Annotated in this window: 15 protein-coding genes; 11 read left to right on the top strand and 4 right to left on the bottom strand. The window is 73.5% G+C overall.

From position 1 onward, the window contains the following. Positions 1-52: 52 nt before the first annotated feature. Positions 53-1,126 (bottom strand): class II fructose-bisphosphate aldolase, encoded by a 1,074-nt coding sequence (gene fbaA, locus WME90_RS10235; RefSeq protein ID WP_437280901.1) that lies wholly within the window; start codon positions 1,124-1,126, stop codon positions 53-55. 275 nt (positions 1,127-1,401) lie between these two features. Here fbaA and WME90_RS10230 point away from each other — a divergent pair, with 275 nt between their 5' ends. Next, a complete protein-coding gene (locus WME90_RS10230) occupies positions 1,402-1,812 on the top strand; it encodes a nuclease A inhibitor family protein (protein ID WP_437280900.1) in 411 nt (136 codons plus the stop codon). Between the two features lie 9 nt (positions 1,813-1,821). Here WME90_RS10230 and WME90_RS10225 read toward each other — a convergent pair whose 3' ends face one another. Beyond that, a complete protein-coding gene (locus WME90_RS10225; protein ID WP_437280899.1) occupies positions 1,822-2,844 on the bottom strand; it encodes a DNA/RNA non-specific endonuclease in 1,023 nt (340 codons plus the stop codon). Positions 2,845-3,066: 222 nt separating this feature from the next. Here WME90_RS10225 and WME90_RS10220 point away from each other — a divergent pair, with 222 nt between their 5' ends. From WME90_RS10220 to WME90_RS10185, 8 genes are all read left to right on the top strand, one after another. Beyond that, positions 3,067-5,694, top strand: coding sequence for a TonB-dependent receptor plug domain-containing protein (locus tag WME90_RS10220; RefSeq protein ID WP_437280898.1), 2,628 nt, complete (start codon positions 3,067-3,069; stop codon positions 5,692-5,694). Between the two features lie 594 nt (positions 5,695-6,288). Beyond that, entirely contained in the window at positions 6,289-7,290 is a 1,002-nt protein-coding gene (locus tag WME90_RS10215) for an alpha/beta hydrolase (RefSeq protein WP_437280897.1), read from the top strand. A 126-nt stretch (positions 7,291-7,416) separates the two neighbouring features. After that, positions 7,417-7,713 carry a DUF2288 family protein gene (locus tag WME90_RS10210; RefSeq protein WP_437280896.1) on the top strand — a complete coding sequence of 99 codons (297 nt, stop codon included), beginning with the start codon at positions 7,417-7,419 and terminating at the stop codon, positions 7,711-7,713. A 36-nt stretch (positions 7,714-7,749) separates the two neighbouring features. After that, entirely contained in the window at positions 7,750-8,661 is a 912-nt protein-coding gene (locus tag WME90_RS10205) for a WGR domain-containing protein (protein ID WP_437280895.1), read from the top strand. Between the two features lie 251 nt (positions 8,662-8,912). Further along, entirely contained in the window at positions 8,913-11,738 is a 2,826-nt protein-coding gene (locus tag WME90_RS10200) for a hypothetical protein (protein ID WP_437280894.1), read from the top strand. After that, complete coding sequence (locus WME90_RS10195) at positions 11,735-18,583, top strand: HEAT repeat domain-containing protein (protein WP_437280893.1); 6,849 nt, start codon at positions 11,735-11,737, stop codon at positions 18,581-18,583. Before WME90_RS10200 ends, WME90_RS10195 begins: the two co-directional genes overlap by 4 nt. Continuing rightward, a complete protein-coding gene (locus tag WME90_RS10190; RefSeq protein WP_437280892.1) occupies positions 18,580-20,469 on the top strand; it encodes an SWIM zinc finger family protein in 1,890 nt (629 codons plus the stop codon). The genes WME90_RS10195 and WME90_RS10190 overlap by 4 nt, the downstream gene beginning before the upstream one ends. Positions 20,470-20,856: 387 nt before the next feature. Then, the gene (locus tag WME90_RS10185) at positions 20,857-22,341 is read left to right on the top strand and encodes a reverse transcriptase family protein (RefSeq protein WP_437280891.1); all 1,485 of its coding nucleotides are present in this window, start codon (positions 20,857-20,859) and stop codon (positions 22,339-22,341) included. 6 nt (positions 22,342-22,347) lie between these two features. On the opposite strand, the gene WME90_RS10180 is transcribed toward WME90_RS10185, so the two are convergent. Beyond that, on the bottom strand, positions 22,348-23,238 hold the full coding sequence (locus tag WME90_RS10180) for a helix-turn-helix transcriptional regulator (RefSeq protein WP_437280890.1): 891 nt from the start codon (positions 23,236-23,238) through the stop codon (positions 22,348-22,350). A gap of 135 nt (positions 23,239-23,373) precedes the next feature. Here WME90_RS10180 and WME90_RS10175 point away from each other — a divergent pair, with 135 nt between their 5' ends. Together WME90_RS10175 and WME90_RS10170 are read left to right on the top strand one after the other, a co-directional pair. Beyond that, complete coding sequence (locus WME90_RS10175) at positions 23,374-24,090, top strand: MBL fold metallo-hydrolase (RefSeq protein ID WP_437280889.1); 717 nt, start codon at positions 23,374-23,376, stop codon at positions 24,088-24,090. Between the two features lie 380 nt (positions 24,091-24,470). Continuing rightward, positions 24,471-25,208, top strand: coding sequence for a hypothetical protein (locus WME90_RS10170; protein WP_437280888.1), 738 nt, complete (start codon positions 24,471-24,473; stop codon positions 25,206-25,208). A gap of 22 nt (positions 25,209-25,230) precedes the next feature. Here WME90_RS10170 and WME90_RS10165 read toward each other — a convergent pair whose 3' ends face one another. Continuing rightward, positions 25,231-26,415, bottom strand: coding sequence for a PAS domain-containing protein (locus tag WME90_RS10165; RefSeq protein WP_437280887.1), 1,185 nt, complete (start codon positions 26,413-26,415; stop codon positions 25,231-25,233). Between the last annotated feature and the right edge of the window lie 351 nt (positions 26,416-26,766).

Genomic DNA, 26,766 nt, shown 5'->3' with positions numbered 1-26,766 from the left:
AGGCGTGGCTCCGGCCCCGCCCGTGCGGGCAGGGCCGTTCGGGTCGCTCGGATCAGAACTCGAACTTGTCGAACGAGTTCAGGTCCTTGCAGGCGTCGACGAGGCGCGCCGCCACGCTCTTCTCGCCGAGGTGGAGCCAGCCGCGCGGGTCGATGTACTTCTTGTTGGGCTTGTCCTCGCCCTCGGGGTTGCCGAGCTGCGACTTCAGGTACGCGCCCTTGTCGTCCATGTACTTCTTGATGGGCTGCGTGAAGGCCCACTGCGTGTCCGTGTCGATGTTCATCTTGATGACGCCGTAGGACACCGCCTCGCGGATCTCCTCGCGCGACGAGCCGGAGCCGCCGTGGAACACGAAGTCGACCGGCTTCGCGCCCGTCTTGCGCTCCTTCTGGATCGCATCCTGGGAGTTCTTCAGGATGGGCGGCCGGAGCTGCACGTTGCCCGGCTTGTAGACGCCGTGCGTGTTGCCGAAGGACGCGGCGACCGTGAAGTTGCCGATCGGCTTCAGCGCGTCGTAAGCGGCGAGCACCTCCGACGGCTGGGTGTACAGCTTGGAGTTATCGATGCCGCTGTTGTCGACGCCGTCCTCCTCACCGCCGGTGACGCCGAGCTCGATCTCGAGCGTCATCTTGAGGGCCGCCATCTGCCGCAGGTACTTCTGGCAGATCTCGAGGTTCTCGTGGAGCGGCTCCTCGGACAGATCGAGCATGTGAGAGGAGAACAGGGGCTCTCCGTTCTTCTCGAAGAACTTCTTGCCGTACTCCAGCAAGCCATCGATCCACGGCAGCAGCTTCTTCGCCGCGTGGTCGGTGTGCAGGACGACCGGCACGCCGTAGGCCTCGGCCAGGTTCCGCACGTAGTGCGCGCCCGCGATGGCGCCGGCGATGGCGGCCTTCTCACCCTTGTTGTCCAGGAACTTGCCGGCGAAGAAGTGGGCGCCGCCGTTCGAGAACTGGATGATGATCGGGCACTTGGCTTCGCGTGCCGCCTGGAGCGCGGCGGTCGTGCTGTGCGAGCCGATCACGTTGACCGCCGGCAGCGCGCACTCGACGCTCTTCATGTACTCGAACAGCTCCTGAAGAGCGGAACCAGTGATCACGCCGGGCTTGAGCTTCATCTTGGACATGGCACCTTGAATCCTTGTTCCTTGCTCGGGTTTCGCCCGAGCATGCAACGCGGCGACGGAAAGCGAAAGGGTGGATCGGACCCCCTGGGCGGGCGCGGTCCGGGTACCATCGCCAAAGCTCCGGGAGCAAGCGGATTCTCCCGTGTGGCAGCGGCGAACGGGAAGCGTCGCGTCAGCGTCGATCACGGCCCCGGGAGAAGCCGTCCCGAAACCTTCCTGTGATGATCATCCCACGGTAAGCTCGCCCTCGCCGCGCAACCCGCCCGGAGATCCGCATGCAGACCTCATCCGTATCGCCCGAAGAGCTGCTCGCGTCCCTCGCGGAGGCCGCGCAGGGGCTGCTGTTTCCCAGCGAGTCCGATCACCCGCTGCGCCCGTTCCGGTCGCGCGGGGACGCGTCCTCGCCGACCGCGCTGCTCACGGCCGAGGGCCTCAGCGCGGAGCTGCCGGTCGAGGTCACGACGGTGGGCGAGCTCTTCGCGCCCATGCTCGACCTGGAGGAGAACGCCGACGAGGCGGCGCTGGCCGAGGCGGCGCGCTACCGGCGGCTCGTGGACCTGCTGGAGCGCCACCTGACCGACATTCGCGTCTACCGCGTCGGGCGCGTCGCGATCGACGTCTACGTCGTCGGCCGCCATCCGTCGGGCGCGTGGCTCGGTCTCGTGACGAAGGTCGTCGAGACCTGAGGGCGCCGCTCAGCGGCCAGAGGCGGGCCCGTCGTCGACGCGCGCTTCCAGCGTCCGCTGCGCGGCCTCGGGCAGGGCGGTCAGGAAGTCGTAGCCGGCGCGCCGCTCGATCTCGTCCACCGTCGTCCGGTACTGCCCCCAGCCCTGATCGAGGATGCCCGTCTCGTTCGGCATCACCACCGCGATGACCCGCGTCGCCGGGCCGATGTCCTCCGGCCCCTGCCCCGGCTCGAGGACCACGGCGATCTTGAAGAACGCGTCCGGCACCCAGACGCCCTTGCCGATGGTGGCCGGGCGCTCGCGCTCGTCGAAGAGGCCGCCGGCGACCAGGAACAGCACCCGCCGCTCCTTCTGCGCGAGCTCCTGGCACGCCTCCTCGAGCCTCAGCCATGGACCGGCGTTGAGCTCGTGCCGCTGCGGCAGGATGTTCGTGAGCAGGAACGTCGCCTTGTTGTCGTCGGGCGTGCGCGTCCGCTCCTCGGAGCGGACCATGTGGCCGCGATCGAAGCCGGAGCCCGTGTAGTCGTCGTGCTGCACGCGGTACCAGCCCTCCGGCAGCGCGCCGTCGGCCAGGAACTTGCCCCGATGGCGGGGCGCGTCGCCGAACGACGCGGCGTCGAGCCTCCAGCTGACCCAGTTCGCCACGTTCCTCGAGCGGTTGTAGGAGAGCGCGTACTGGGGCTTGATCATCAGGTGATCGTCGGACGCCGCCGCCTCGGCCCGCGCGGAGCGCGCTGCCGTGCGGACCGGGACGCCGAGCTCGAGATGGGGGCTCGGCGCGGGCGGGCGCGACGAGGCCGTGCCCTTCGGCGGAGCGCTCTTCGGCGGAGCGGCCTTCGGCGGCGAGGCGCTGCCGGATTGGCCGGACGACGGCGATGGCCTGGGGCGGTCGCCGCCGAGGTCCAGACCGAGCTCCTTGAGCCCGCGCTCGAGGCCGCACTTGGCCCCGGCCGCGCTGAGCCCGGTCACGAGGAGCGCGATGAACGCCCGCGAGACCCAGGACTTCTGCTGTCGCTTCTTGTTCGAGCCCACGTCAGCGCCGCCAGCTATCTACGGCAGGGACGGCACAGTCGTCCAGCTCGACCTCTGCGAGGCGCGCGGCGCGCAGCCCCCCGAGGAACGGGGGCGCGCAGCCGGCGAGGCGCGCGGTACGCGGCCCGTGCGGGCGCGGAGCGGAGCCCACGAGGAGCGCGGCGCGTCCGAACGTTTCGCTTGAGCGTACTGCCTCGACTCTCCATGGTTTCCGGAGAGCCGATGGAGAAGCCGGAGCACAGGGGTCAGCAACGCCGGAGGGCGCGCGGATCCGCGGCCGTCGAGGCGCCCCGCCCCCGCCCCGCAGTGCGGCGCCGCGCCTCGCTCGACGGGCGCCGGGCGGTCGCGGCGGCCGCGGCGACCGGCGCGCTCGTGGCCTTCTCCGACGGCGAAGCAGCGGCGGATCCTGCACATGAGCAGGCCCCTGCGGCGGCCTCGCAAGCGCCCGGCGCGGCCTCGCAAGCGCCCGGCGCGGCCACGCAAGCACGCGCGGCCGCCACGCAGGGCTCCCAGGTCACGATGCCTTCGCCGCTCGGTCCCACGGACCCGCCCTACCCGCCCGGCGCCGTCGGTGATGCGACCGTGGTGGCCCGCATCACGGTGAACGCCGACGGCACGGTGGGCGCAGTCGAGGTGGACGGCGAGGAGCCGTTCGCGAGCGCGGCCGCGCGTGCGGCGCCGTCCTGGAGGTTCGAGCCCGCCCGACGCGACGGGCGGCCCGTCGGCGCGCGCATCCTGTTCCGCGTGACGTTCCGCGATCCTCGCGCCGCCGCACCGGCCGCTCCGGCCTCAGCGGCCGCACCGACGGCGCCGACCGCGACGGCCGCGCCTCCTGAAGCGCACGCAGGACCGGCTCCGCCCCGCGGGAGCGTCGCGCCGGCGCCGCCCTCGCCGCCCGCTGCCGCGCAGGCCATCGACGTGGTGGTGGTTGGAGAGCGCGCGGCGCCGATGACGACCTCGATGACCCGCGAGGAGGTTCGCCAGGTGCCCGGGGCGTTCGGCGATCCTTTCCGCGCGATCGAGGCGCTGCCCGGCGTGACGCCCATCGCGTCCGGCGTGCCGTACTTCTTCGTGCGCGGCGCGCCGCCGGGCAACGTCGGCTACTTCGTCGACGGCGTGCGCGTCCCGCTGCTCTATCACGTGGCGCTCGGCCCCAGCGTGATCCATCCGGCGCTCGTCGAGCGGGTCGATCTCTACCCCGGCGGCTTCCCGGCGCGCTTCGGGCGCTACACCGGCGGCATTGTCGCCGGCGAGACGAGGGAGCCGGCGCGCCTGTTCCACGGCGAGGCCAACCTTCGGCTCTTCGACGCGGGCGCGCTCGTCGAGGCGCCCTGGGCCGATGGCCGCGGCGCCGCGCTCGTCGGCGGGCGCTACGCGTACCCGGGCGCGCTCCTCGCGCTCTTCTCGCCCGGCGTCGAGCTCGGCTACTGGGACTACCAGGCGCGCGTCACCTACGACGCCTCGCCGTACGACCGGGTCGGGGTCTTCGCCTTCGGGTCGCACGACTACCTCGCCCAGATCGAGGACGACGGCGAGACGGACGTGGTGCTCGCCGGCGACTTCCACCGGATCGACCTCCGTTACGACAGGTTCTTCGCGCGCGGCGGCCGCCTGCGGCACGCGATCACGCTCGGCCACGAGGAGAGCGAGAACCAGGACGGGGAGCGGGCCGGGCGCGCGCGCCTCCTCGGCGCGCGCGTGGAGCTGTCCGCGCCGGTCTCGGACCGGCTGACGGCGCGCGCCGGCGCCGACGCGCAGCTGGAGCGGTTCGACATCGACGTCCGCGAGAACGACGGCGACTTCCCGAGCCGGAGCGACAGGGCGTTCGCGCGCCTGTTCACGAGCCGGGAGGACCTGGCCGCGGGGCTCTGGGCCGACATCGTCATCCGCGCCGCCCCTCGGCTCGAGGTCGTCCCGGGGCTGCGCGGCGATCTCTTCGCGTCCGGCGGCGCGGCCAGGGTGACGGTGGATCCGCGGCTCGCGACGCGGCTGCAGGCCACCCCGCGCATCGCCCTGCTGAGCGCCTTCGGCGTGACCCACCAGCCGCCGAGCTTCCTCGGCGCGGTGCCCGGCCTCCAGGTGGGCGGCCTGCGCGGCGGCGTGCAGACGGGGCTGCTGGCGAGCGCCGGCGTCGAGCTCCGCCTCCCCTGGGAGATCGAGGCCACGATCACCGGGTTCCGGAGCGGGTTCTTCGATCTGAGCGACGCCCTCGGCAACCGGCCTCCCGGCACCGACGTCGGCCTCGCGCAGCGGGCGGAGCTGCGGGGCACCGGCAGCTCCCATGGGCTGGAAATCCACGCGCGCCGCAGCCTGTCGAAGCGCATCGGAGGGTTCGTGTCCTACACCCTCTCCCGCTCCACGCGCCATGTCGGCCGGGAGAGCTTCGACTCGGCCTTCGACCGCCGCCACGCGCTCAACATGGCCGCCGCGGTCGACGTGGGCCGCGGCTGGAAGCTCGGCGGCCGGGCGGTGTTCTACAGCGGCGTTCCCATGACGCTCGATTACGACCTCTGGGACAACGACGGCGCGGACGGGCAGCGCCCGGACGACGACCGCCCCGACACGGAGAGCGACATCCGGCGCCGCGAGCAGCAGCGCGAGCGGATCGACCACTATGTACGCCAGCTGAGCCTGCCAGAGCGGCTGCCGGCGTTCTTCCGGCTGGACCTGCGGCTCGAGAAGCGGTGGGTCCTCAGGGAGGGACGGGGCATCTCGCTCACGGTCGAGGTGCTCAACGCGACCGCCGGAAAAGAGACGCTGCAATACGAGTGCTCGCTCCTGCGCGGCTGCGAGCCGGAGACCCTCGGACCCATCGTCCTACCGAGCATCGGCGCCGAGGCGACGTTCTGAGCGGCGTTGACGTCGACTCGCCGCGAGCAGCGCGCGCGACGCACCCACGAAGCGCCGAGCCTCGCCCGGCGTCGCCCGCCGGGGTGCGTTCCGCCGTGGACCCCCGAGCACAGTGCAGCAAAATCGCAAAAAATCACATACACTACATCGAAGGATGTCTGTGTGGCGACGGCGACTCCTGGCCATGACGCCCGGCAAGGGACCGTGAAGCACGGCGATAATTTATCACCAGCACAGCAGCCATCGTGAGGCGGTTTGCCCCATCACACACGCGGGGACCTGCCCCTGCGTCATCCACGCATGCAATTCATTGCGGCATCACGCAAAGACTCGTGCAGCGTCACTCCTCACGACGCGCCGCGAGGGTCCGCAGGATTCCCACGGACGACGCGATGGAGGCCCGAAGCGCATCAAAATCCCGGCAGACAGCGGCGCGAGCGGCGATCGTGAGCTATCTTGCTGACCCAGATGCGTTCTGGTCCAATGTTTGCGAACTTTGCGTGATGGCGCTGGAGCTGAGAGACCACGGAGTATCGCACCGCGATAGACGTTGCCTCACCTCCAATTACCTACCGCAACCATGAGGGTCAACTAATGAATTCTTATCGTCGCGCACTCAGCACAGTCCTCTTCTCCGCGGCGCTCGCGGCCAGCGCGCTCTCTTCAGGCAACGCCGAGGCCTCGTCGTCGAGGCAGCCCACCAAGGTCGAGCGTCTGGTGTTCCCGGTGACCCTCTCCGACGGCAACACGTACGACGTCGTCGGTTACCTCTACTATCAGGGTCACACAAAGTACCGTCCCCTTCAGGTGCTCGTCCACGGCCTGACCTACACGCACGAGTACTGGGACCTCCCGTCGTTCGGCCGGCGCGATTACTCCTATGCCCGGCACATGGCGAAAGAGGGATACGCCGTCCTGGCGCTCGACATGCTCGGAGCCGGGGAGAGCAGCCGGCCCGACGGCGATTTCCTCGACCTGGCCGAGACCGCCGACAGCGTGCACCAGGTCATCAACGAGATGCGCACGCCGGGCGGCGTCTACAAGACGCCGTTCACGCGCGTCGCGCTCGTCGGTCACTCGAACGGCGCCATCATCAGCACCTTCGTTCAGAGCGCTTACAATGACGCGGACGTCCTCGTCAACACCGGCCTGGCCTTCACGCCGCACCCGATCCCGGTCCCCCCCGAGGCGATCTCCGCGCTGCTGCAGACGCCCTATATCGCGATCCCGCCGGAGATGCGCACCGCCATCTTCTACGACACATCCAACGCGAATCCGGCGCTGATCGATTTCGACAACACCACCGTCGCCGACACGTACACGCGCGGGCAGTTCCTGAGCCTCCTCGCCGTCTCCGAGGACCCTTCGCTCTCCGGGATCGGGGACGTGACGAGCCCGGTGCTGATCCAGTTCGGAGAGACGGACGCGCTGCAGCCGGCGTCGTACGCGGACTCCGACGCGGCGCTCTATACAAGCGCCGAGAGCGTCACGACCGCGATCGTCCCCGACACGGGCCATATCCTGAACGGCCATTTCAACGCGCGGGCCGGCTGGGAGCAGATCGACTGCTGGGTCCACCACAACATGGGCTGGTAGGGCTCGATCGGAGCCCAGGGGAGCGCCGCCCGCCCGGACCGCCGCGGCGGGCGGCCGCCGCCCTCCGCCCCACCAGGGCTGCGCTCGCAGGCTTGGCGGCCGCTGCCCCGGGTCTATGCTGCCCCCATGCGCGAACAGCTCGCCAAGACGCTCGGGGAGGTCTTCTGGACCGATCTCCGCGCCCATACAGCGCGCGATGCGGTCATCCTCGTCGCCGCCGATCTCGATCTCCTGGACGTCGGCGAGGCCATGGCCGCGAACGACGCGGCCGCGGTGGAGGCCTGGATCGCGGCCGGCAAGCTGACAAAGCCCACGGCCGCCGATCTCGTGCGCTGGCCGCAGCAGCACGATCTGCGCTTCCTGTCGCTCGTGGTCGCGCCGTTCGTGCTGGTGCGCCAGCCGGCCTCGCCGCCGCCGTCCTGAGGCGCGCGGCCAGCGCGTCGTGATATCGTCGCCCGCATGCGCCGGTTCGAGTTCGTGCAGGGGACGAGCGCCAAGTTCTGGATGGCCGACGTGGACGACAAGGTCTTCATCGTCGTCTACGGGCGGCTGGGGACCTCGGGACAACGCAAGGAGAAGGCGTTCCCCACCGCGGAGGCCGCGCAGCGCGAGTGCGATAAGAAGATCGCGGAGAAGGTCAGAGAGGGCTACCAGGAGGTCGCCGCCTCCGCCGGGGGCAGCGCGCCCGCTGGCGGCGCCCCCGCTGGCGGCGCCCCCCCGACCAGCGACGCAGCGGCCGCGCCGCCGAAGCTCGATCTGCCGCCGCGCGTGCGACCCGGCGAGGCCACCGAGGCGCGGCGCAAGGCCGCCGTCCACGCGCTCGCCGCGGTCTCGGCCGCGCGCGGCCGGCGGAGCTGGGTCCTGGGGCGCGCCGTCCGCCGCGCCCGCCGCGCGCTCGAGTCGCTCGGCGGGCTCGATCCCGCGTCCGACGCGGCGCTGTCCGCCGCGGTGGACGCGCTCATGGCCCGCGTCGTCGCGCCGAGCGCGCGCGATCGCCTGCCGCTCGTGCGCGCCATAGAGCTGCTCTCGGAGCTCGACGCCGCGGCGTTCGCGCGCGCGGTGCGCGACACCTGGAAGGCCCCGCCCGCGGCCTCCCCGGCCGCCGGAGCGCTCGCCCTCCTGAAGCGGCAGCTCGAGGAGCTCGACGACCCGGAGCTCGGCCTCCGGCTCGGCGCTCTGCTCGTCGATCGGCCGCACCACGGCTCGATGAGCGCCGAGGCCGGGTGGGCGCGGCGCTGGAAGGCGCTGTCGCCGCAGCTCGAGGCGCAGCTCGCCTACCGCGGTCGCTCGCTGAAGGACCTCCTCGCGAGCATCGACACGGGCGGCGACCCGCACGTCGCCGAGCGCGTCGCGCGGATGCTCGCGGCGTGAGCTGCGCGCCCGGCCCCCACCTCGAGGACGATGCGCCGACGGCTCTGGGCCCCGCACGGGGCTCGGCGCGCGCATCGGGGCGACGCGCCGAGCGGCTGCGGCCTCCGCAGGGCCCCCCGGCGGGGCGAACGTGCCCACAGGCGCACACCGAGGGGAAGCGACGATGCTTCCGTCGCCGTCGGAGCGACTCTGCTTGACCTGCTCCGCGGGGCTCGCGATTCTCCCAGGCCATCCCGCCGCGGGAGGGCGCCTTGACGAGCTCACCGAATCCGATCGACATCGCGAACGTCAAGCAGCTCGCCGTGAGCGGCTCGCCCACCCTGGCCGAGACGCTCGAGGCGTACCTAGAGCAGCCGGATCCCAAGCCGGACGCGCCGCCTCGCGAGGGCGCGCTCACCTTCGCGGCGTTCCTGCAGCTGCTCTCGCGCGCGCAGGGCATGCGCACCCCCGAGCAGCGGCGGGAGCAGTCGACCGACGCGTGGAAGCGCTTCCTCGCGCAGGTCGACGCCGCGCCGCCGCCGCGGCTCGAGCTCGCCGACCTGCTCGTGCGCATCTACGAGGAGGGCACGGACGCAGGGCGCAGCGCGCTGTGCGACATCGCCAAGAGCGCGCCGCTGGTCTTCGGCGCGTGGGGCGGGCTCAAGCGCATCTACAAGCTGGCCGAGGCGCGCCTCGACGCCGAGCTGTTCGGCGCCCTCGCCTTCCGCTTCGACGTCGAGCTCTCGCGTGGCCGGAAGCGCGAGGTCTCCAAGGGGACGTTGATTTACATGCGCCGCCGCGCGTGGCGCTTCCTGCGCGAGCTCGGCCGGAGCACGCCGGAGCTCTACCCGCAGTTCGCGGTCGAGGTCCTCCGCCACTACACGCCGGGCACGAGCTTCGGCGACCTCTGGGTCGCGAACCACATCTGGGCCCACAGCACGGGCAAGTACGACGGGCGCTCGTTCCACGGGAACATCCCGCCGAACGACATGGTGAAGCACCGCGCCTTCGATGAGGCGTGGAAGCGATCGCCCGACGCGCTGATGCTCCTCCTCTCGACCTGCCAGGCCGATCCGCCGGCCAAGTTCGCGATCCAGGGGCTCAAGAAGGACTTCGCCGAGGCCCTGCGGAGCGTCACGCCCGCGTGGCTCGCGCGGCTCGCCTACCGGCCGCTCGGGAGCGCGCACGACTTCCTGATCGAGACGCTGCTCGGCTCGCCGGAGCTCCACCAGAGCAAGCTGCGCGGCCTCGGGCTGCACGACGCGGCGCTCGCGCTGCTCAGCTCGCCGAGCGCGAAGGCGCGCACGTTCGCGATCGAGTACGCCCGCGCGCACGCGACGGACCTCGACCCGGAGCGCCTCGCCGCGCTGCTCGACTCCGAGCACAAGGACACGCGCGCCTTCGCGGCGTCGGCCCTCCAGGGCAAGAGCCCGCGCGCGCTCGGCCACGCGTTCCTGGGGCGGCTGCTCACGCACGGCGAGACCGAGGCGTGGGCCGGCAAGGCGCTGAGCGAGAGCTTCGACCGCGCCGAGCTGCCCGAGGGCTTCCTGGTCGACATGCTCTACGGCGAGTCCGAGCAGAAGAAGTGGGCCGCCGCGTACTTCAAGGCCAAGTACCGGCCCGGCGAGCCCGGGGCGGGCTTCTGGGTGCGCGTGCTCGACGACCCGCGCCACGAGGACGACTATCAGGCGACGAGGTCCGCGCTCGACGCGCTCGGCAAGTACCCGATCGCCGCGATCGGGACGCCGTGGCTGCTCGGCGCGCTGACGCGCAAGCGCATCGGGGCCACGGTCGCGAGCTGGCTCCAGAAGGCCGACGCGCTGCCCGATCTGACCGCCGAGGGCGTCGAGCGCCTGAAGGGGCTCGTCTTCAGCGCCGAGACGCGCGCGGTCGCGCTGGAGGTGCTCGGCAACCCGAAGATCGTCTCGCCGCGGCAGCTCACGCTGCCCTGGCTGCTCGCGCTCGCGCGGCGCGCCGATCCGACGCTGAACGGCTTCGCGCGGCGCTACCTGCTCTCGCACATGAAGCCGCAGGACTTCGACGCGGGGCAGGACGCGAGCGGCCGCGGCGACCGCGAGGCGGGCACGGCGAGGCTGTTCGCGCTCGCGCTCGGCGAGAAGGAGCCCGAGCCGATGCGCGCGTTCGCGCAGACGTACCTGCGCTGCCACCACCCCGTCCTCGGGCCCGAGCAGAGCGAGGCCAAGGAGCTCGAGCTGAAGCCGGCGCTCAAGCGAGGCGCGTTCACCGCCGAGCGGATCTGGCCCGCGCTCTCCGACAAGCGGGACGACGTCCGCCGCTTCGCCGCGCTCGTCACGCGCGCCGAGCTCCGGTCGTGGGGCTACCAGACCCGCGTCTACGAGCTCGCGCACAGCGACGCGAAGGAGGTGCGCAACATCGCCTTCGACGCGCTCCGCAAGGTCGGCGATCCATCGGCCGATCCGGCGATAACGCTGACGCCGGAGGAGCTCGATCCGGCGCAGGTCTTCGCGCTCACGGAGAGCCTGAAGAAGAGCGCGCGCGAGCTCGGCCTGTCGCTCATCCTGAAGCACTACGCGCGGCTCGGCGGCCCGGAGCGCCTCGGCTGGCTGATGCAGAGCGCCGACCGCGAGGTGCGCCTCTTCGCCGTGCGCATGCTCTGGGAGAAGCACCGGCCGCGCGATCTGCCGCCGGGCTGGCAGCCGCGCAGGGCGCGCGGCGACGACGCGCGCCCCGCGGCGGAGCCGCCGGAGGACGCCGGGCGGTTCGCGGACGTCGAGGCGCTGCGGCGCTTCCTGCGGTACGTGCTGTCCGGGATCCCCGCTGGGAGATCGCCGGAGCCCGGCGACGACGCGGGCTCGCGCAGGCGCCTCTCGGCCAGCGAGGCCAAGCGGCACGTGATCGAGGTCGTGCGCGATCTCGCGGTGGAGGACGCGGCGTTCGCGGCGCTGGTCGCCCCCGTCATCGCCGAGTTCACCGGGTCGATCGCGAAGGGCGAGTGGCAGGCGTGCCTGGCGGCGCTCCTGCGGCTCAAGCACGCGCACCCGGGGCTCGAGATCGAAGGCCTCGGAGCGGCCGCCGAAGGCCGGGCCCTTCCCCGCATCGGACAGGAGAGCGCATGAGCCACGCGATCGGGCATTACGAGAAGGTCCGAGCGCTGGCGATCGGCCCGCGGCTCCTCGCGGTCGGCGGCGTGCGCGCGCCGGCGCCGAGCGAGGCGCGCGGGACGCGCGAGGCGCAGGCCACGCGATCCCCCGCCGGCGCGAGCCAGGTGACGCTGTTCGATCACGTGGCGAACAAGCCGGTGCGCTCGATCGACGTGCCCGCGCACGTGCTGGGCCTCGCGTTCGCGGGCGACCTGCTCGCGGCGGCGTGCTCCGACGGCGCGCTGCGCCTCGTCGCGGGCGGCGGGGCCGACGGGCGGGCGATCGACGCGCACCCGGGCGGCGCCACGGCGATCGCCGCGAGCGTGTCGCAGAGCGCCGGCGGGCGCCTCGCGACAGTGGGGGCCGACGGCGCGCTGCGGGTGTGGCGCGTCGGCGAGGCCGCTGGATCTCCTGCCGCGCAGCCCGGCTCCGCTGTCGAGATCTCGTCGTTCGCGCTCTCGGCGGCGCCGCTCCGCGCCGTCGCGTTCGATCCTGCCGGAGAGCTGGTCGCCGCCTCGGGCGACGACGGCGTCGTCCGCGTGGTGACGCTGTCGACGGGCGCCGTCCGCGCCATGCCCGGCCACGACGGGCCGGTCACGGCGCTCGCGTTCACGCCGCGCGACGGGCGGCTCGCGTCGGGCGGCGACGACGGCACCGTGCGCCTCTGGTACCTCGTCGGCGACGTCGAGTGCGAGGTGCGCGGCGCGGACGGGAGCGGGCACGCGGGCGGCGTCCGCGCGCTCCTGTGCCTGCCCACCCCGCCGCCGCAGGACGACGGCAAGGAGAGCGGCGACCGCCTGCTCTCCGCAGGCGCAGACGGCGCGATCCGCATCCACCGGCTCGAGGACAGGCGGAAGCCGCGCACGCTCGAGACGAGCGCGGCGCCGCTCCACGCGCTCGCGCTCGCGCCGGCCGCCTCCGCGCGCAAGGGCGCGCGCGGGCAGGCGGCCCGCGGCGGGGCGGACGCGAAGGACGGGCTCGGCGCCGTCTTTGCCGCAGGGGACCGGCGCACGGTGTGGCGCTTCCCGATCGACGCGGCCGGCGCGCCCGCGGACGGGGCCGCCGAGCTCGCGCACGGCTTCGACGTCCTCGCCCAGGCGCTCTCCGGCGCGCGACCGGCCCGCGAGACCGCCGTCAAGACGCTCGCCTCGCTCGACGAGCCCGAGGCGCTCGAGGCCGCCCTGCCCGTGCTCCGATCGGACCGCGACGCCGAGGTGCGCGCGCTCGCCGCCCGCGAGCTCGGCGAGAACGGGCGCCGCGACGCGCGCGCGAAGCTGCGCGAGGCGCTCGACGACGAGAGCCCGAACGTCCGCATGGCCGCGCTCGAGGCGCTCCGCGCGATCGAGCGCGACGCGCCGCTCGCCCCGCTCCGGGCAGCGCTCGGCGCCCGCGCCGCGGACGTCCAGCGCCGGGCGCTCCTCGAGCTCGGAAAGCTCTACGGCAGCTCGCCGCTCATCCCGGGGCTCATCGCCGAGAAGCTCGCCGGCCGCGACGCGTCGGTGCGGCTGACGGCGCTCGACCAGCTCCAGCAGATCTACCCGGACGGCCCGCAGCCGCTCCGCGCCGCCTTCGAGCGCGGCCCGGCCGACCTCCGGGTCGAGGCGCTCATCCGGGCCGCGCTCGCCGGCTGGCTCTCGGCGCCGGAGTTCGCGCCGATCGCGGCGCGCGCGCTCGACGACGAGGACGCCGAGGTGCGCCGCATCGCGTTCGCGGCGAAGGTGATCGAGCGGCGCGCGCTCGCCCATGTGCTCGAGGCGCGCGACGAGGATCTCCGCCGCGCTGCGATCGACATCGCGCGGCGCGCGGCCGAGGTGCTGCGGCGCTCCCGCGCTGGCGGCGCGGAGAAGCCCGCGCCGGACGCGAAGAGCGCGGAGAAGGACGCGGCGAAGGCGGCCGACGAGGCCGCCATCCAGGCGGCGCGCGCCCAGATCCCCGGCGTGGGCAGCCCGGGGGCCGAGCCCGCAGAGGCCGACCTCGAGCCGCTGCTCACCGCGATGGCGTGCCGCACGCCGGACACGGCGGTGCGGGGCGCGCGCGGCCTCGCGCAGCTCGGCGACACGCGCGCCCTCGGCGCGCTGCTGCAGCTCACGCGCGAGCAGGATCCGTCGCTGCGGAGGCAGGCGGCGGCCGCGCTCGCCGAGCTCCGGGACACCCGCGCCGAGAAGCGCCTCATCTGGATGCTCGACGACGCGGACGGGGCGGTGCGCGCCGCGGCGCTCGACGCCTACGCGCGGCTGGAGTCGTCGGCCCCGCTCGCCGTGGCCGAGGCGTCGCTCCGCTCGTCGCAGGAGGACATCCGCGTCCGCGGCCTCGACCGGCTCGTGGCGCTCGCCGGCGAGGGCAAAGGGCCGAAGCCCCCCGAGGCCGAGGCGCTGCTCGCCGACGCGATCGAGGACGAGTCGCCCAAGGTCCGCCGCGAGGCGTTCCGGACGCTCTGGTCGTGGCACGCCTCGGATCCGCAGACGGCGCTCGACCGCGCGCAGCTCGCGCGCTTCCCCGACCTGCGCCTGCGCGCCGTCGAGGAGCTCAAGGCGCACGGCGAGCAGCCGTGGGCCGCGGAGCGGCTGCACGCGGCCATCGGCGACCGCGACGCGAGCGTGGCCCAGGCCGCGTACGACGCTGTCGTCAAGCTGCGCGGCAAGGAGGCCGCGGAGCCGCACCTCGCCGCCATGGCGTCGATCCACCCCTCGGTCCGGGAGAGCGGCGCGCGCGGGGCCGCGCGCGCGCCGGCGGGCGACGACACCCGCAACGCCCTGCTCCGGCTGCTCGCCACACGGCTGCCGGTGGGCGACGACGCGCGCAGTGCCCTGATCAAGCTGCTCGAGGACGAGCACGCGGGGCCGCGCATCGCCGCGATCGAGGCGCTCGACAAGCTCCTGCCAGGCGAGGCGGGGCCGCTCCACATCGGCCTCCAGTCGAGCCACCTCGACCTCCGGGTGCGCGCGGCCGAGCTCTGCGCCGTCCGGCGCGACGAGCAGCTGATCAACCCGATGCGGGCGCTCCTCGCCGATCAGTCCCTCTTCAAGCAGCTGCCGATCCAGGTCCTCGGACCGCTGCGCGCCCGGGCCGCGACCGCGCTGGCGACGCTCGGCTCTCCGCGCCTCGTGAAGTATTTCGCCACCGAGCTGCTCAAGGACGAGTACCCCGACGTGCGCGAGCAGGCCGCGCGCGGGCTCGCGATGGCCGCCCGCCGCGGCGAGGAGGGCTACCTGCTCGACGCCATGGGCCACGCCGACGTCGCGGTGCGGTCGTGGGCCGCCGACGGCCTCGCGCGGCTCGGCGACGTGCGCGCGCTGCCGGTGCTCACAGGCACGCTGCGCCACGATCACCCGCCCATCCGCGTCGCGACGATCATGTCGTTCGCGGCGCTCGGGCCCGAGGGCTACGGCGGCATGCTGCAGGGCCTCGAGGACAGCTCGCGCGAGGTCCAGGAGATCGTCTTCGCGATCGTGCTCGCGCGCGACCTCCGGGCCTTCCGCCGCGGCGACCCGCCGGACCTCCTGACGAGCGCGCTCTCGTCGCAGCGCTCCGACGTGCGCTTCGCCGCGGCCCGCGCGCTGGAGCTAAGGACCGATCCGGAGACGTACCTCGCCCACCTCATCGAGGCGCTGATGCCGGCGCGCCCCGACGCCGCGGCGCAGGCGGAGGAGGGTCGCGCGACCGACGGCGAGAAGCCCGGCGGCATGAAGGACTGGCCGCCCGAGGTCGCGCGCGGGCGCATCCTCGTCGGCCTCGCCGAGGCGATCGCCAGCGACGACCCGCAGCAGCGCTACGCGGCCGCGCAGGTGCTCCGCATCCGGCGCAAGCCGGTCGATTACTTCCGCGAGGCGAAGCGCGTGGCCGCGCTGCGCCCCGCGGGCGCCCACGTCGTGGCCGACACGACCCCGCGCGCCGCGGAGGAGAGCGACACGAAGCCCGCGAAGGGGTGGCTCCGCCGGCTCTTCGCGCAGCCGGTGCTGAGCGAGCAGAAGCCGAGCGACGAGCCGGCCGGCGCCGCGGTCCCGGAGGGCGAGCAGCGGCGGCTGCGCTGGCTCGCGTTCGGCGCGTACATGGGCCTGCTCCGGCAGGTCTCGCCTGGCGACGACGAGGCTCACCGCACGCGCCGCGACGCCATCGATCGCATCGTCGACGTCTGCGCCAAGGGGCACGTCAGCAGCACGGCGGCGGTCCCGCCGCTCGTCCGGGCGCTCGACGACCCGCACCACCTCGTGCGCAAGGCGGCGTTCGCCGGGCTCAAGGCGCTCTTCCCGGCGGGGGCGGGCGAGCCGCTCGCGCTCGGGCTCGCGTCCGCCTCGGCCGACGTGGCGCGGACCGCGCTCGACGAGATCGCCGCGCGGGGCAGCGACGCCCGCCCCGAGATCGTGCGCGCGCTGAGCTCCGCGCTGCCCGACGTGCGCCGCTACGCCTTCGAGCTCCTGGAGCGGCTCTCTCCGAAGGGCAGCCTCGATCCGCTCCTCGCGGCGCTCGGCAGCGAGCACGCCGATCTGCGCCTCGGCGTGCTCGAGCGCCTCGCGTCGTCGAGCGATCCGCGCATCGTGCCGGCCCTGTGCCGCGCGATGGAGAGCGATCACGACGACCTGCGCCTTCGCGCCGCGGAGCTCCTCGCCCGCACGCGCGACGATCGCGCGGTCGACGTGCTCGCGGCGTTCCTGCGCGAGGGCGCGGCCGCCTCGGCGACGCGCGCGCGCAAGGCGCTCGTCGCGCTCGCGAGCGACGCGGCGGTGCGGGCGCTCGCGGCGCGCATGGACGAGGCCGCCGCGCCGGCGGACCGGGCCGCGCTGGCCGGCGCGCTCGGGAACACGCGGAACCACGCGGCCACCGGGCCGCTCGCGGCGCGCTTCGACGACGAGGCGGCCGAGGTGCGGAGCGCCGCGCTCAAGGCGTGCCTCGAGATCGTCGACAAGGGGCGCGAGCGCGAGAAGCGCGACGCGGCGCTCGCGCTCGCGTTCCTCGCCGCCGCCTCGCGCGCGAAGGACCCGGCGCTCCGCCTCGCCGCGGCGCGCGAGCTCGATCTAGGCGACGATCCCGCGCAGAACGACCTCCTGGTCGCGCTCTTCGCGGATCGCGATCTCCCCACCCGCGTCGCGGCCGTGACGTCGTACGCGAAGCGCGTCAAGGGCGATCGACAGGAGCGCGCGCCCACGGGGCCGCTCGAGGCCGTGCTGCGCGCGGGCACGCGCGAGCTCGTGCTGCCCGCCGCGGAGGGGGTGGCCGAGCGGGGCCTCGCGGCGGCGCTCCGGCCGCTCCTTCTCGTCGTGCGCGCGGGCGAGCCCGGGGAGCGGGAGCGCGCGCTGCTCGCGCTCGGCACGCTCGGCGACGCCCGCGCGCTGGAAGAGCTCGAGGCGGTGGCCGCCGGCGGCACCAAGGAAGCGCCCATCGAGCCGACCATGCAGGCCGCCGCCACGGAGGCGCTCGGCCGCATCGCGCCGAAGCTCGGGAGCGCCGAGCTCCGCAAGCGCGCCTCGGAGCGCGTCGAGCAGGCGCTCCACGGGGACTCCGTCGACCTCCGCGAGTCGGCGGCGAGGGGCGTGCGCTGGATCGGCGGCGAGCGCGCCCGCGTGCTGCTCGAGGAGCTCGTGCGCGCCGGCGACACGCCCGACAGGCTCCGCGTCGTCGCGGTGAGCGAGCTCGGCCTGCTCGGCGATCGCGCGGCCGAGCCCGCGCTCGCCCGCGCGCTCGACGCGCGGAGCGGCGAGGTCCGCAAGGGCGCGCGCAAGGCGCTGGAGAAGCTCTTCCCGAGCGAGCGGACGCGCATCGAGCTCCTCGCGGTCGGGAGCGAGCACGACGACATCGCGGGCCCGGCGGCGAGCTACCTCGCCGCGGAGGCCGATCCGGCCGAGCTCTTGCCCCGGCTCGCGGCGCTCAAGGACGAGGACCTGCGGCAGCGCCTCGCCATGGGCCTGCTCCGCCGCGGCGCGCTGCCGGTGGCCGCGCTCCTGCGCATGCTCGAGGACGAGCGCGCCCCGGCGCGGCAGCAGGCCGCGCGGCTCATCGCCGCCGGCACCGTGGCCGGCGATCGCGGGGCCCTCGCCGGCGCGCTCGCCGCCGCGGCGCAGCGCACCGCGGAGCGCTGGTCGGCCGCGCACGGCGACGAGCGCGACGCCGAGGCCGCCGCGTGGCGCGAGCTCCTGTGGGCCGCGGCGCGCGCGGGCGCCATCGCGATGGCGCCCGCGCTGCGCGCGCTCCTCGCGGACGGCGGCGCTCCGGGCGAGGTCCGCCGCGAGGCCGCGCGCACCCTCGGCGCGCTCGAGTCGGCCGCGAGGTCCACGGGCGCCACGCAGCCCGCGGGCGCCGTGGAGGCGCTCACGGCTGCCCTCAAGGACATGGACGCCGGCGTCCGGTCCGCGGCGGCGGCCGCGCTCGCCGCGCTCGCGCCGGACGGCTCGGCCGCGATCGCGGCGGCGGTCAGGCCGTTCGACCCGGTCGCGTTCGGGGTGACCGCGCGCGCCGCCGCGACAGAGGCGCTCTCGGGGCTCGCCGCGACCGAGCCGGGCCGGCGCCTCGCGCTGCCGGCGATGCTCGCGCGCCACGACGTCGCCACGCTCGCCCCGCTGATCGCGCTCGCGAAGGGCAACGGCGGCGACGCCGCCGCGCGCCTCGACGCGATCGCGGCGCTCGGCCGCGCCGGCGGCGAGCGCGCGCTCGAGGCGCTGTCCGCGCTCGCGTTCGGCAAGAAGGAGACGCCCGACGTCGCCGTCCGCAAGGCCGCGTACCGGGCGTACCGCCGCGCGAAGCGCAAGGCGGCGGATCCTCGCGCGGCGCGGCTCGCGGCCGCGCGCTCCCCCAGAGAGCCCGAGACCCCCGAAGGAGTCAACGCATGACGGCCGCACTCGCCCGCCCGATCCTCCTCCGGTACGCCGCGCCGAGCGAGCTCGCCGCCGCCCCGCTCCACTCGAGCGTGCGCCTCTCCCTCGACGGCGCCCGCGGCCCGGTCGGCGTGCGCGGCACCGTCCGCGACGCGGCGCTCTTCCGCGACGCGATGGCCGCGCTGGCGACCATCCTGGAGAGCGATCTCCGGTACAAGGGCAGGGATCGGACCGCGTACCTCGCCTACCTGATGAAGCAGGGCAAGAAGGCGACGGCGGCCATCTGGGAGGCGCAGAAGGCGTTCCTGGAGGGCGCCTTCCCCGACGACGTCGCGGGCCAGGGCGACGGCTCCGCCGCGAAGACGAGGGTCTCCGGCGGGCTCGATCCGGTGCTCACGGTGCACCCGGACGAGGTCTCGATCGAGGTCTTCTCGCGCGACGAGAGCGCGTACGCCCGGCTCGCCTTCTCCAGCGATCTCTTCGAGGGCCGCGAGGCGGCCCACGGCACCGCCTTCGTCGATCTCTCGCCGCGCATCGTCGAGCAGATCGATCGCCTGCGCGTCTACGCGAAGGTGGAGCTCGACGCCGGCGCGGCGCGCGGCGACGGCGCGGCGGCGGGCGACGCGCCGATCGAGCGCTCGCTCCAGGTCCCCACGACCTGGCTCCGCGGCTTCCTCCAGGTGCAGTCGGCGGCGACGCTCCCCGCGGTCTCCTGCGAGCTCGCGCCGATCGATCTCTACAACGCGCTGTTCGTGCTCCGCACCCGCAAGGCGAAGAAGCCGCCCCGCGGCCTGCGCTTCGAGCTCGTCCCCGGCAAGCCGCCGCGCCTCATCCTGGAGCCCTGGGAGATCCAGATCGAGTGCCACGGCGCGCCGTACGAGGGCCCGCCGCGCGTGGTCCGGACCTTCGGCCGGCAGCGCCTGCTCGCGCTGTCTCGCCTCCTGCCGCACGTGCGGAGCGCGCGCGCCGAGCTCCGGGGCCCCGGGCTGCCGGTCTTCTGGGTGCTCGATCTCGGCCGCGCGACGCTGACGATCGCGCTCACCGGCTGGAGCGACAGCAGCTGGGCCAGCGCCGCCTCGTTCGACGCGCTGATGCCCCCCGACGGGAAAGGCGGCGACAAGGCGCGCGCGGCGCTCGACGCGCTCGCGGGGAGGCAGCTCGCCCTGCTCCGCGAGCGGGGGCCGCTCCCGCTCGCGGCGCTCGCGGCCGGCGGCGGCGCCGAGGACGCCCGCGCGGCGCTCCAGCTCGAGTGCCTGCGCGGCCGGGTGCTCTACGACGTCGCGCGCCGCGTCTACCGCCCGCGCGAGCTGTTCGCCGATCCGGTGGACGAGCGCGACATCCGCTACAGCTCGCCCCGCGAGGCCGCGGCGCACCGCCTGCTCGGCGCGCCCGGCGCGGTGAGGCCGACCAAGGTGCACGAGATCGCCGGCGAGGGCACCGAGATCCACGGAGAGGTCGCCGACCGGGAGGCGCACCGCGACTTCTCTCCGCGGTTCACGATGGATCTCGAGGGCCGCGTGTCCGACGCGTGGTGCAGCTGCCCCACGTTCCGCCGGAGCGGCCTCCGCGAAGGGCCGTGTGAGCACATGATCGCGCTCCGCGTCGCCTACGCCCGCGAGCGCGCCGAGCGGGACGCCTTGCGCCAGACGGCCGAGGGGCGATCGCTCATCCGCGCCGAGACGCGCACGTACGTGCGCCGCGAGGCCTCGGGCGCGGAGGTCGTCTACCGTGTCTCCCTGGACGACCGCGTAGTACACCTGTCGTGGGGCGCGCGCACCGAAGCGCCTCGTCACCAGCGCATTTGGTTTGACACGGACGGCGAAGCGCGCGACGCGTATTTCAAGAGACTCGATACGTTGACGTCCTCCGGGTTCGTGGACGCCGACGCGTCGTCAGCATGAGAAGCGAAAGGAGGGCAAGAAAAAGACACTCATCGTGTTGCCAGGAGAGGTTCTGAACGCACCAGCCTCCGCGCCTCGAGCGTAGGAGCGGCGCCGCGCCGCTCTGGAGGAACCGCCAGTCACTCTCCGCAAGGTAGCCTGTTCTTGGTTCTCTTCGGCTAGACGAGCCCTACGGCGTCGGGAGAACTGAGACAACCTCGCGACCGCCGTTTCTCCCGACGCCGTAGGGCTCGTCTAGCCGGAGAACCGGTGAGGCTACCGTGCACCAAGCGACGAAGGTGATGCGCTTGGAGCCTCTCTTGGCGACATGAGACAGCGATCGACGGTCCGGCGTCCTCAGGACACGTCGCTCCTAATCGTGATTCACTACCTCGCTCCCACCGAGACATGACCGCGAAGATCGACGCGACCGTTCAAGCCCGAGCCCCCGTCGTTCTCCCCATCACGACGCCGCCCGCAGCCGGCGGCGCGGCGGCGCGCGGCGGCGTGGAAGCGCGCCGGCTCGCCCACGACGAGCGCGTCGCCCGCTGGAAGGCGATCGACGAGGCGGGCGGGATCGACGCGTGGGTGAGCGCGGAGCTCACGGCCAAGGGCGCCCTCGCGACCGGCGATCCCAAGGCGATGTCCGACCGCGAGCGCGCGCAGTGGAAGGAGCGCAAGAAGGTCGAGGCCAGGGAGCGCCGCTCGCTGCGCCGCCTGGCCTGGGAAGCCTACGTCGCCACGCACGTCAACCACCTTGGCGCGGGCGTGTACTGGAGCGACCGCGTCGGGCCGGACAGGCTCGATGCGCCTGGCCTGAGCGAGCGCGCTCGGGCGCACGGCCTCCCCGAGCTGCCGGGCGCGGCCGAGCTCGCGAGCGCGCTCGGGCTGTCGATCCCGCGGCTCCGCTGGCTCGCGTACCACCGCGAGGTCGACACGGGCACCCATTACCGGCGGTGGCACATCCCGAAGCGCGACGGCAGCGCGCGCACCATCTCGTCGCCGAAGCGGGATCTGAAGCGCGCGCAGCGCTGGGCGCTCCGCAACCTGTTCGAGAAGCTGCCGGTCCACGCCGCCGCGCACGGCTTCCTTTCGAGCCGATCCATCGTCACGAACGCCGCCGCGCACGCCGGCGCCGACACGATCGTCAAGGTGGATATCAAGGACTTCTTCCCGACGATCACGTGGCGTCGGGTGCGCGGCCTGCTCCGCAAGGCGGGCGTCGCCGAGGGGCCGGCGACGCTCCTGGCGCTCCTCTCGACGGAGGCGCCGCGCGACGTCGTGCAGTTCCGCGGGCAGACGCTCTACGTGGCCACCGGCCCGCGCGTGCTCCCGCAGGGCGCGCCCACCTCCCCGGCGATCACGAACGCGATCTGCCTGCGGCTCGATCGGCGCGCCTCCGGCCTCGCGCGCAAGCTGGGGCTTCGCTACACGCGGTATGCCGACGATCTCACGTTCTCCTTCCGCGTGCCCGCGGCGCCCGCCGGCGCCGCGGGGCCGCGCGCGCCGGTGGGCGCCCTGCTCCGCGGGCTCCGGGAGATCCTGAGCTCGGAGGGCTTCCGGCTGCATCCGAGCAAGACCGTGGTGATGCGCAAGGGCAGCCGGCAGAAGGTGACGGGCCTCGTCGTCAACCAGGCGGGTGATGCGGCCCCGGCGGCGCGCGTCCCGCGCGAGCGGGTGCGCGCGCTGCGCGCGGCGATCCGCAACCGGGAGCTCGGGAGGCCTGGAAAGGGCGAGACGCTCGCGCAGCTCAAGGGGCTCGCGGCCTTCGTGTACATGACGGATCCGGTCAAGGGGCGCGCGTTCCTCGGGCGCATCGAGGCGCTGGAGCGCAATCAGCCGGCGCCCGCCGACGAGGCGGGCCCCCACGCTGCGCGCCCCGAGCTCACGTAGGGCGGGCTACTCCGTGGCTGGCGAGCACCGGGCCCGCGACGCCGCGTCGCCCATCCGCCCGCTTCGCGCGCGCGCGCCGTCGATCGCCGCGCGCCGGTAGGCCGCAGGCGTCGTGGCGAAGTGGCCCCGGAACAGGCGCGTGAAGTGGCTCGCGTCGCGGAAGCCCCAGCGCGCGGCGACCTCGGACACCGCCGCGAGCGGGCGGATCGCGAGCTCGCTCGCCGCCCGCTCGAGGCGGCGCCGCCGGATGTGCGCGGCCAGCGAGCAGCCCAGCTGCTCTGCCATCACGCCGTCGAGGTAACGGCGGCTCACCCCCTGCGCCTGCGCGATATCCGTCGGCTGGAGCGCCGGGTCGCCGAGGCGCAGCTCGATATCGGCCAGCGCCCGCTCGACCCTTGCCTGCGGCAGCTCGGGCGCGCGGCCGCACATTCCGAGCGCCTCGATCACCACGCCGACAGCCGCTGTGCAGTCGCGCTCTGACAGCGACGAGCTCTCGCACAGGATCTGGCGCAGGAGCCCCGCCACCACCCGCTCGCCCGCGTGCTCTTCGCCGCGCGTGACGGCCGTCCGGAGGTCGACCCCGGGGTGCCGCTGCTGCACCGCCGACAGCGGCAACCGCAGCAGCAGCCGCCGACCCCGGCTCATCGTCATCTCGAAGGGGGCGTCCGACTGAAACCAGGCGAACGTCCCTTCGCGCAGGATCGCCCGGCGGCCCCCCTGCGCGATCACCCCCTCGCCCTCGGCCACGGCGACGATCTTGAGCAGCCCCATCGCCCGTCGGGGCTCGCAGCGGATCTCGAAGGGCTCTCTGCCGAGCCAGAGCAGCTCGCCCGGACCGGTCCGCACCGCGCGCTCGAGCACCGACTCCGGAGGTGTCGCCACGTGGATCAGTTCCATCGTGGACCAACCGCCGCGTCGAATCGGGCCAGGCGGACGCCGCCCCGGCGCGCCACGTTGGGCCCAGACGTTCGGCCCCGGAGGAACATCATGTCTGCCGCCCAGATCATTCGCGTGCCCATTCTACCTTTTCGGATGCTCAACGCCCACCTGCTCGTCGGCGCCGCGGGTTGCGTGCTCGTCGATACCGGCGTGGCGGGCGCGGCGCCCTCGGTGGGCGAGGCGCTGGCGCGCGCGGGCCGTGGCTGGTCCGACCTGAAGGCGATCGTGGTCACCCATGCCCACGTCGACCACGCCGGGAGCGCCGCCGAGCTGCGCGAGCGCTCCGGAGCGCGCGTGATCGCCCATGAGGCCGAGATCGAGCACCTCAATGGACGTGCCCCCATGACACTCTGCCCGACCGGTTGGTTCGGTCGATTGTTCGTCCGGACCCCTCTCCCGCACGAGCGTTACACCCCCGTCGCCCCTGACATCGTGCTGTCCGGCGACGAGACGCTCGACCTGGCTCCCTACGGGGTCGCGGGTCGCGTGCGCCCCACGCCCGGCCACACCCAGGGCTCGCTCTCGGTCGTCCTCGAGGAGTCGCGCGAAGCGCTGGTTGGAGATCTGGTCGCCTCCGGCCTGATGCTGGGCGGGCTCGCGCGGCTCGGCCACGCGATCCGGCCCCCCTTCGAGCTCGACCCGCGCGCCGTCGGCGTCGAGCTCGGGCGGCTGGCCGACGAGGGGATACAGACCTTCCACCTGGGCCACGGCGGGCCGCTCGGCGCCGACGAGGTGCGGCGGCACGCCCGCGTGCTCGCCGGCTCCGTCGCCGGCGTGCCCCACCTGCAGCGGATGCCTCCGCTGCGGTGAGCGCGCCCCCACGCCCGCTCCCGCTCCGGATCGCTCGAGTCGAGCTCGAGCCCTGCCTCGACGCCGAGCGAAGGAAGGATTCGGAGGCCGTCGACGTATACGCTCCATGGCCCGATCCCAACGAGGGAGTGGCGCATCGACCTATCGCGGCCGTCGCACGGTGAGACAACATTGCTCCCACGCTGCACGATGCCACTCCCCGACAGCATCGAGAAGCATCGAGAAGTATCGAGAAGCATCGAGAGACATCGAGAAGCAACGAGCGGCCGAGCTCTGACGCGCGCCCGCGCCAGACTCACGTGAAGCCCTGCTGTTGTAAAGCTGCTCTCTCCGCGACACGCCTGGACATCCGAGCTGCAGAATGGATAGGATGATCGGCTATGCGAAAACCATCCGCTCGTCTACTTGCGCTTCCGGCCGTCCTGCTCTTCGGCGCCCTGCTCTCGGGCTGCCCCAACCCGAACTCCTACGGGACCCCGCGGACCGTGGCGCCCGGCAAGATCGCGCACTCGGTGTCGCTCGAAAGCTACGGGTACATCGGCGAGACCACCGAGCTCCAGGAGAACCCGGACACCGGCCAGATGGAGCCGAAGACGAGGACGACCAGCGGGTTCCTGCCGACGCTGCCCTCGTATCAGCTCCGGGCCGGCTTGACGGACAACCTCGACATCGGCGCCCACGTCCATAACCTCAGCTCGTTCGGCGTCGACCTCAAGGTGAACCCGCTCCGCGGCGTCTTCGATCTCGCCGTCGACCCCGGGGTGCAGTACTTCTTCCTGTCGTCCGACGATGCCTCGGTGCACATCGTCTATCTGAACGCGCCGCTGATGCTCGGCGTGAACCCCGCGGACTGGTTCTCGATCGTGGTGACCCCCGGAGTCACTTACGCCCTCGCCTCGGGCGATATCGCGAACGACGATGACGCCGCGGCGACCGGAGACGGCCTCCTCCTCCGCGGCAGCCTCGGGTTCCAGTTCCGGACCTCCGACAGCTTCGCGATCCACCCGGAGCTCACGATGATGAAGAGCCTCGAGGGGCCGGGGATGATCTACAACTTCGGCATCGGGTTCAACTTCGGCGCGCTGCCGAGCTACAAGGACCTTCAAGAGCCGATGTGACGCGCCCGCCGGGCCTTCGGGCTCAGACGTTCGTCGCGAAGAGACGGATCGCGTCCTTCGGCGTCCGCATCGTGACCATGCTCGAGAGATCGATGCCGAGCGAGGTCATCGTGTGCGCGACCGCTGGCTGGATCCCCGTGATCGCGGCGCGCGCGCCGAGCAGGCCTATCGCGCGGACGATGCCCACCAGCCGGTCGGCGGTGCGCGTGTCGATCGTCTCGAGCGCCGAGAGATCGAGCACGACGCTGCGCACCTGCCGCATCGAGATGACGTTGAGCAGGCGCTCGGTGAGCATGGCCGTCCGCTCCTCATCCATGGCGCCGATGAGCGGCACGCCGACGATGCCGTCGGCGACCTCCAGGATGGGCGCGGAGAGCTCCAGGATCTGCCGGTGCTGCGCCTGGATGACGGCGAGCCTCCGGTCGAGCTCCGCGGCGAGCGCCGATTTCTCGTCCGCCTCGCGCCGGGCCGCGGCGGCCATGGACTCGAGCTCGCGCGCCGAGCGCTGGAGCGCGTCCTGTGCCCGCTGACGCTCGGTGACATCCACGCAGAAGCAGGCGACCTGCACCTCACCGCTCCTGCGGACGATCGGCTTCTTGACCGTCTCGTACCAGTGGACTTCGCCGTTCGGCCGCGTCTCCTTCTCCTCGATGACCACAGGCTGCCTCGTGTCGATGACCTGCCGGTCGACGCTGGCGAAGCCTGCGGCCTCGTCCGCGCTCGTGGTGAGCTCGTGCTGGGACGCGTGGACGACCTGCTCCGGGGTCATCCCGTAGCAGCTCGCCAGGGCGTTGTTCGCCAGGACGTAGCGGCTGCGCCGGTCCTTGATGAACAGGAGGTTGGGCGCAAGGTCGATGAAGTCGCGCAGGAGCGCCACCTCCTCGGCGAGCTCCTCCTCGCGGCGGCGCCGCGCGACATCGTCGGCCGCGCGAGCGTGGATGAAGACGAGCGGCTCCCCCTCGGATCTCGCGGCGCGCAGGAGCGTCCAGCGCTGCGGCCTCGCGCCGTTGCCCGCGGAGGCGTCGATCTCCATCTCCATCCGGCTTCGCGCCCCGCCGAGCACCACGCGCGCTGCCTCCTCGGCCTCGGGCGCGAGCAGCGCCGCCTCTCCGAACGCGTTGCGCCAGGCGCGGTTGGCCTCCCGCAACCGGAGGCTCGCGTCGAGCACCGCGAGCGGTTCAGGAAATGCGTCCAGGTCTGAGTGCATCCATACCTCCCCAGCGGCCCATGCGGCGCAGCAGACGCACCAAGCCGTTATCGACGAAGATGCCTTTGCTCCTGCGCCTTGTCCACGGCGCGCGCCGGTGCCCGCGACGAAAGCCACCGTCTCTCCCATCGGATGTTCCGCGAGTGACGGACAGGCGAGCAGCGCTGGACGGACTTATCCTGTGTCGAGGCGGGGGCGACCCACCTTCAAGGCGCACCGCTCCGTCCGTCCGCGGCGTCGCTATCGGCAGTCGGGAAAGTACGTCGTGAGCGTCAGCGCACTCTCACCTGCGCGATCCAGCGGGAAAGCGTGCGCGTCGGAGTTGCGCTTACCGACTACAACGGTCTCACG

It is taken from the genome of Sorangium sp. So ce375 (assembly GCF_051473855.1).
Taxonomy (GTDB): domain Bacteria; phylum Myxococcota_A; class Polyangia; order Polyangiales; family Polyangiaceae; genus Sorangium.
The sequence above is the reverse complement of the archived record's forward strand: the minus strand, read 5'-3'. Positions and strand labels throughout refer to the sequence as shown.

What these genes read in the sequence shown, in the direction of transcription:
- fbaA (WP_437280901.1), bottom strand. Translation starts at nt 1,126, where the DNA reads ATGTCCAAGATGAAGCTCAAGCCCGGCGTGATCACTGGTTCCGCTCTT.
- WME90_RS10230 (WP_437280900.1), top strand. Translation starts at nt 1,402, where the DNA reads ATGCAGACCTCATCCGTATCGCCCGAAGAGCTGCTCGCGTCCCTCGCG.
- WME90_RS10220 (WP_437280898.1), top strand. Translation starts at nt 3,067, where the DNA reads ATGGAGAAGCCGGAGCACAGGGGTCAGCAACGCCGGAGGGCGCGCGGA.
- WME90_RS10215 (WP_437280897.1), top strand. Translation starts at nt 6,289, where the DNA reads ATGAATTCTTATCGTCGCGCACTCAGCACAGTCCTCTTCTCCGCGGCG.
- WME90_RS10210 (WP_437280896.1), top strand. Translation starts at nt 7,417, where the DNA reads ATGCGCGAACAGCTCGCCAAGACGCTCGGGGAGGTCTTCTGGACCGAT.
- WME90_RS10205 (WP_437280895.1), top strand. Translation starts at nt 7,750, where the DNA reads ATGCGCCGGTTCGAGTTCGTGCAGGGGACGAGCGCCAAGTTCTGGATG.
- WME90_RS10195 (WP_437280893.1), top strand. Translation starts at nt 11,735, where the DNA reads ATGAGCCACGCGATCGGGCATTACGAGAAGGTCCGAGCGCTGGCGATC.
- WME90_RS10190 (WP_437280892.1), top strand. Translation starts at nt 18,580, where the DNA reads ATGACGGCCGCACTCGCCCGCCCGATCCTCCTCCGGTACGCCGCGCCG.
- WME90_RS10185 (WP_437280891.1), top strand. Translation starts at nt 20,857, where the DNA reads ATGACCGCGAAGATCGACGCGACCGTTCAAGCCCGAGCCCCCGTCGTT.
- WME90_RS10180 (WP_437280890.1), bottom strand. Translation starts at nt 23,238, where the DNA reads ATGGAACTGATCCACGTGGCGACACCTCCGGAGTCGGTGCTCGAGCGC.
- WME90_RS10175 (WP_437280889.1), top strand. Translation starts at nt 23,374, where the DNA reads ATGCTCAACGCCCACCTGCTCGTCGGCGCCGCGGGTTGCGTGCTCGTC.
- WME90_RS10170 (WP_437280888.1), top strand. Translation starts at nt 24,471, where the DNA reads ATGCGAAAACCATCCGCTCGTCTACTTGCGCTTCCGGCCGTCCTGCTC.
- WME90_RS10165 (WP_437280887.1), bottom strand. Translation starts at nt 26,415, where the DNA reads ATGCACTCAGACCTGGACGCATTTCCTGAACCGCTCGCGGTGCTCGAC.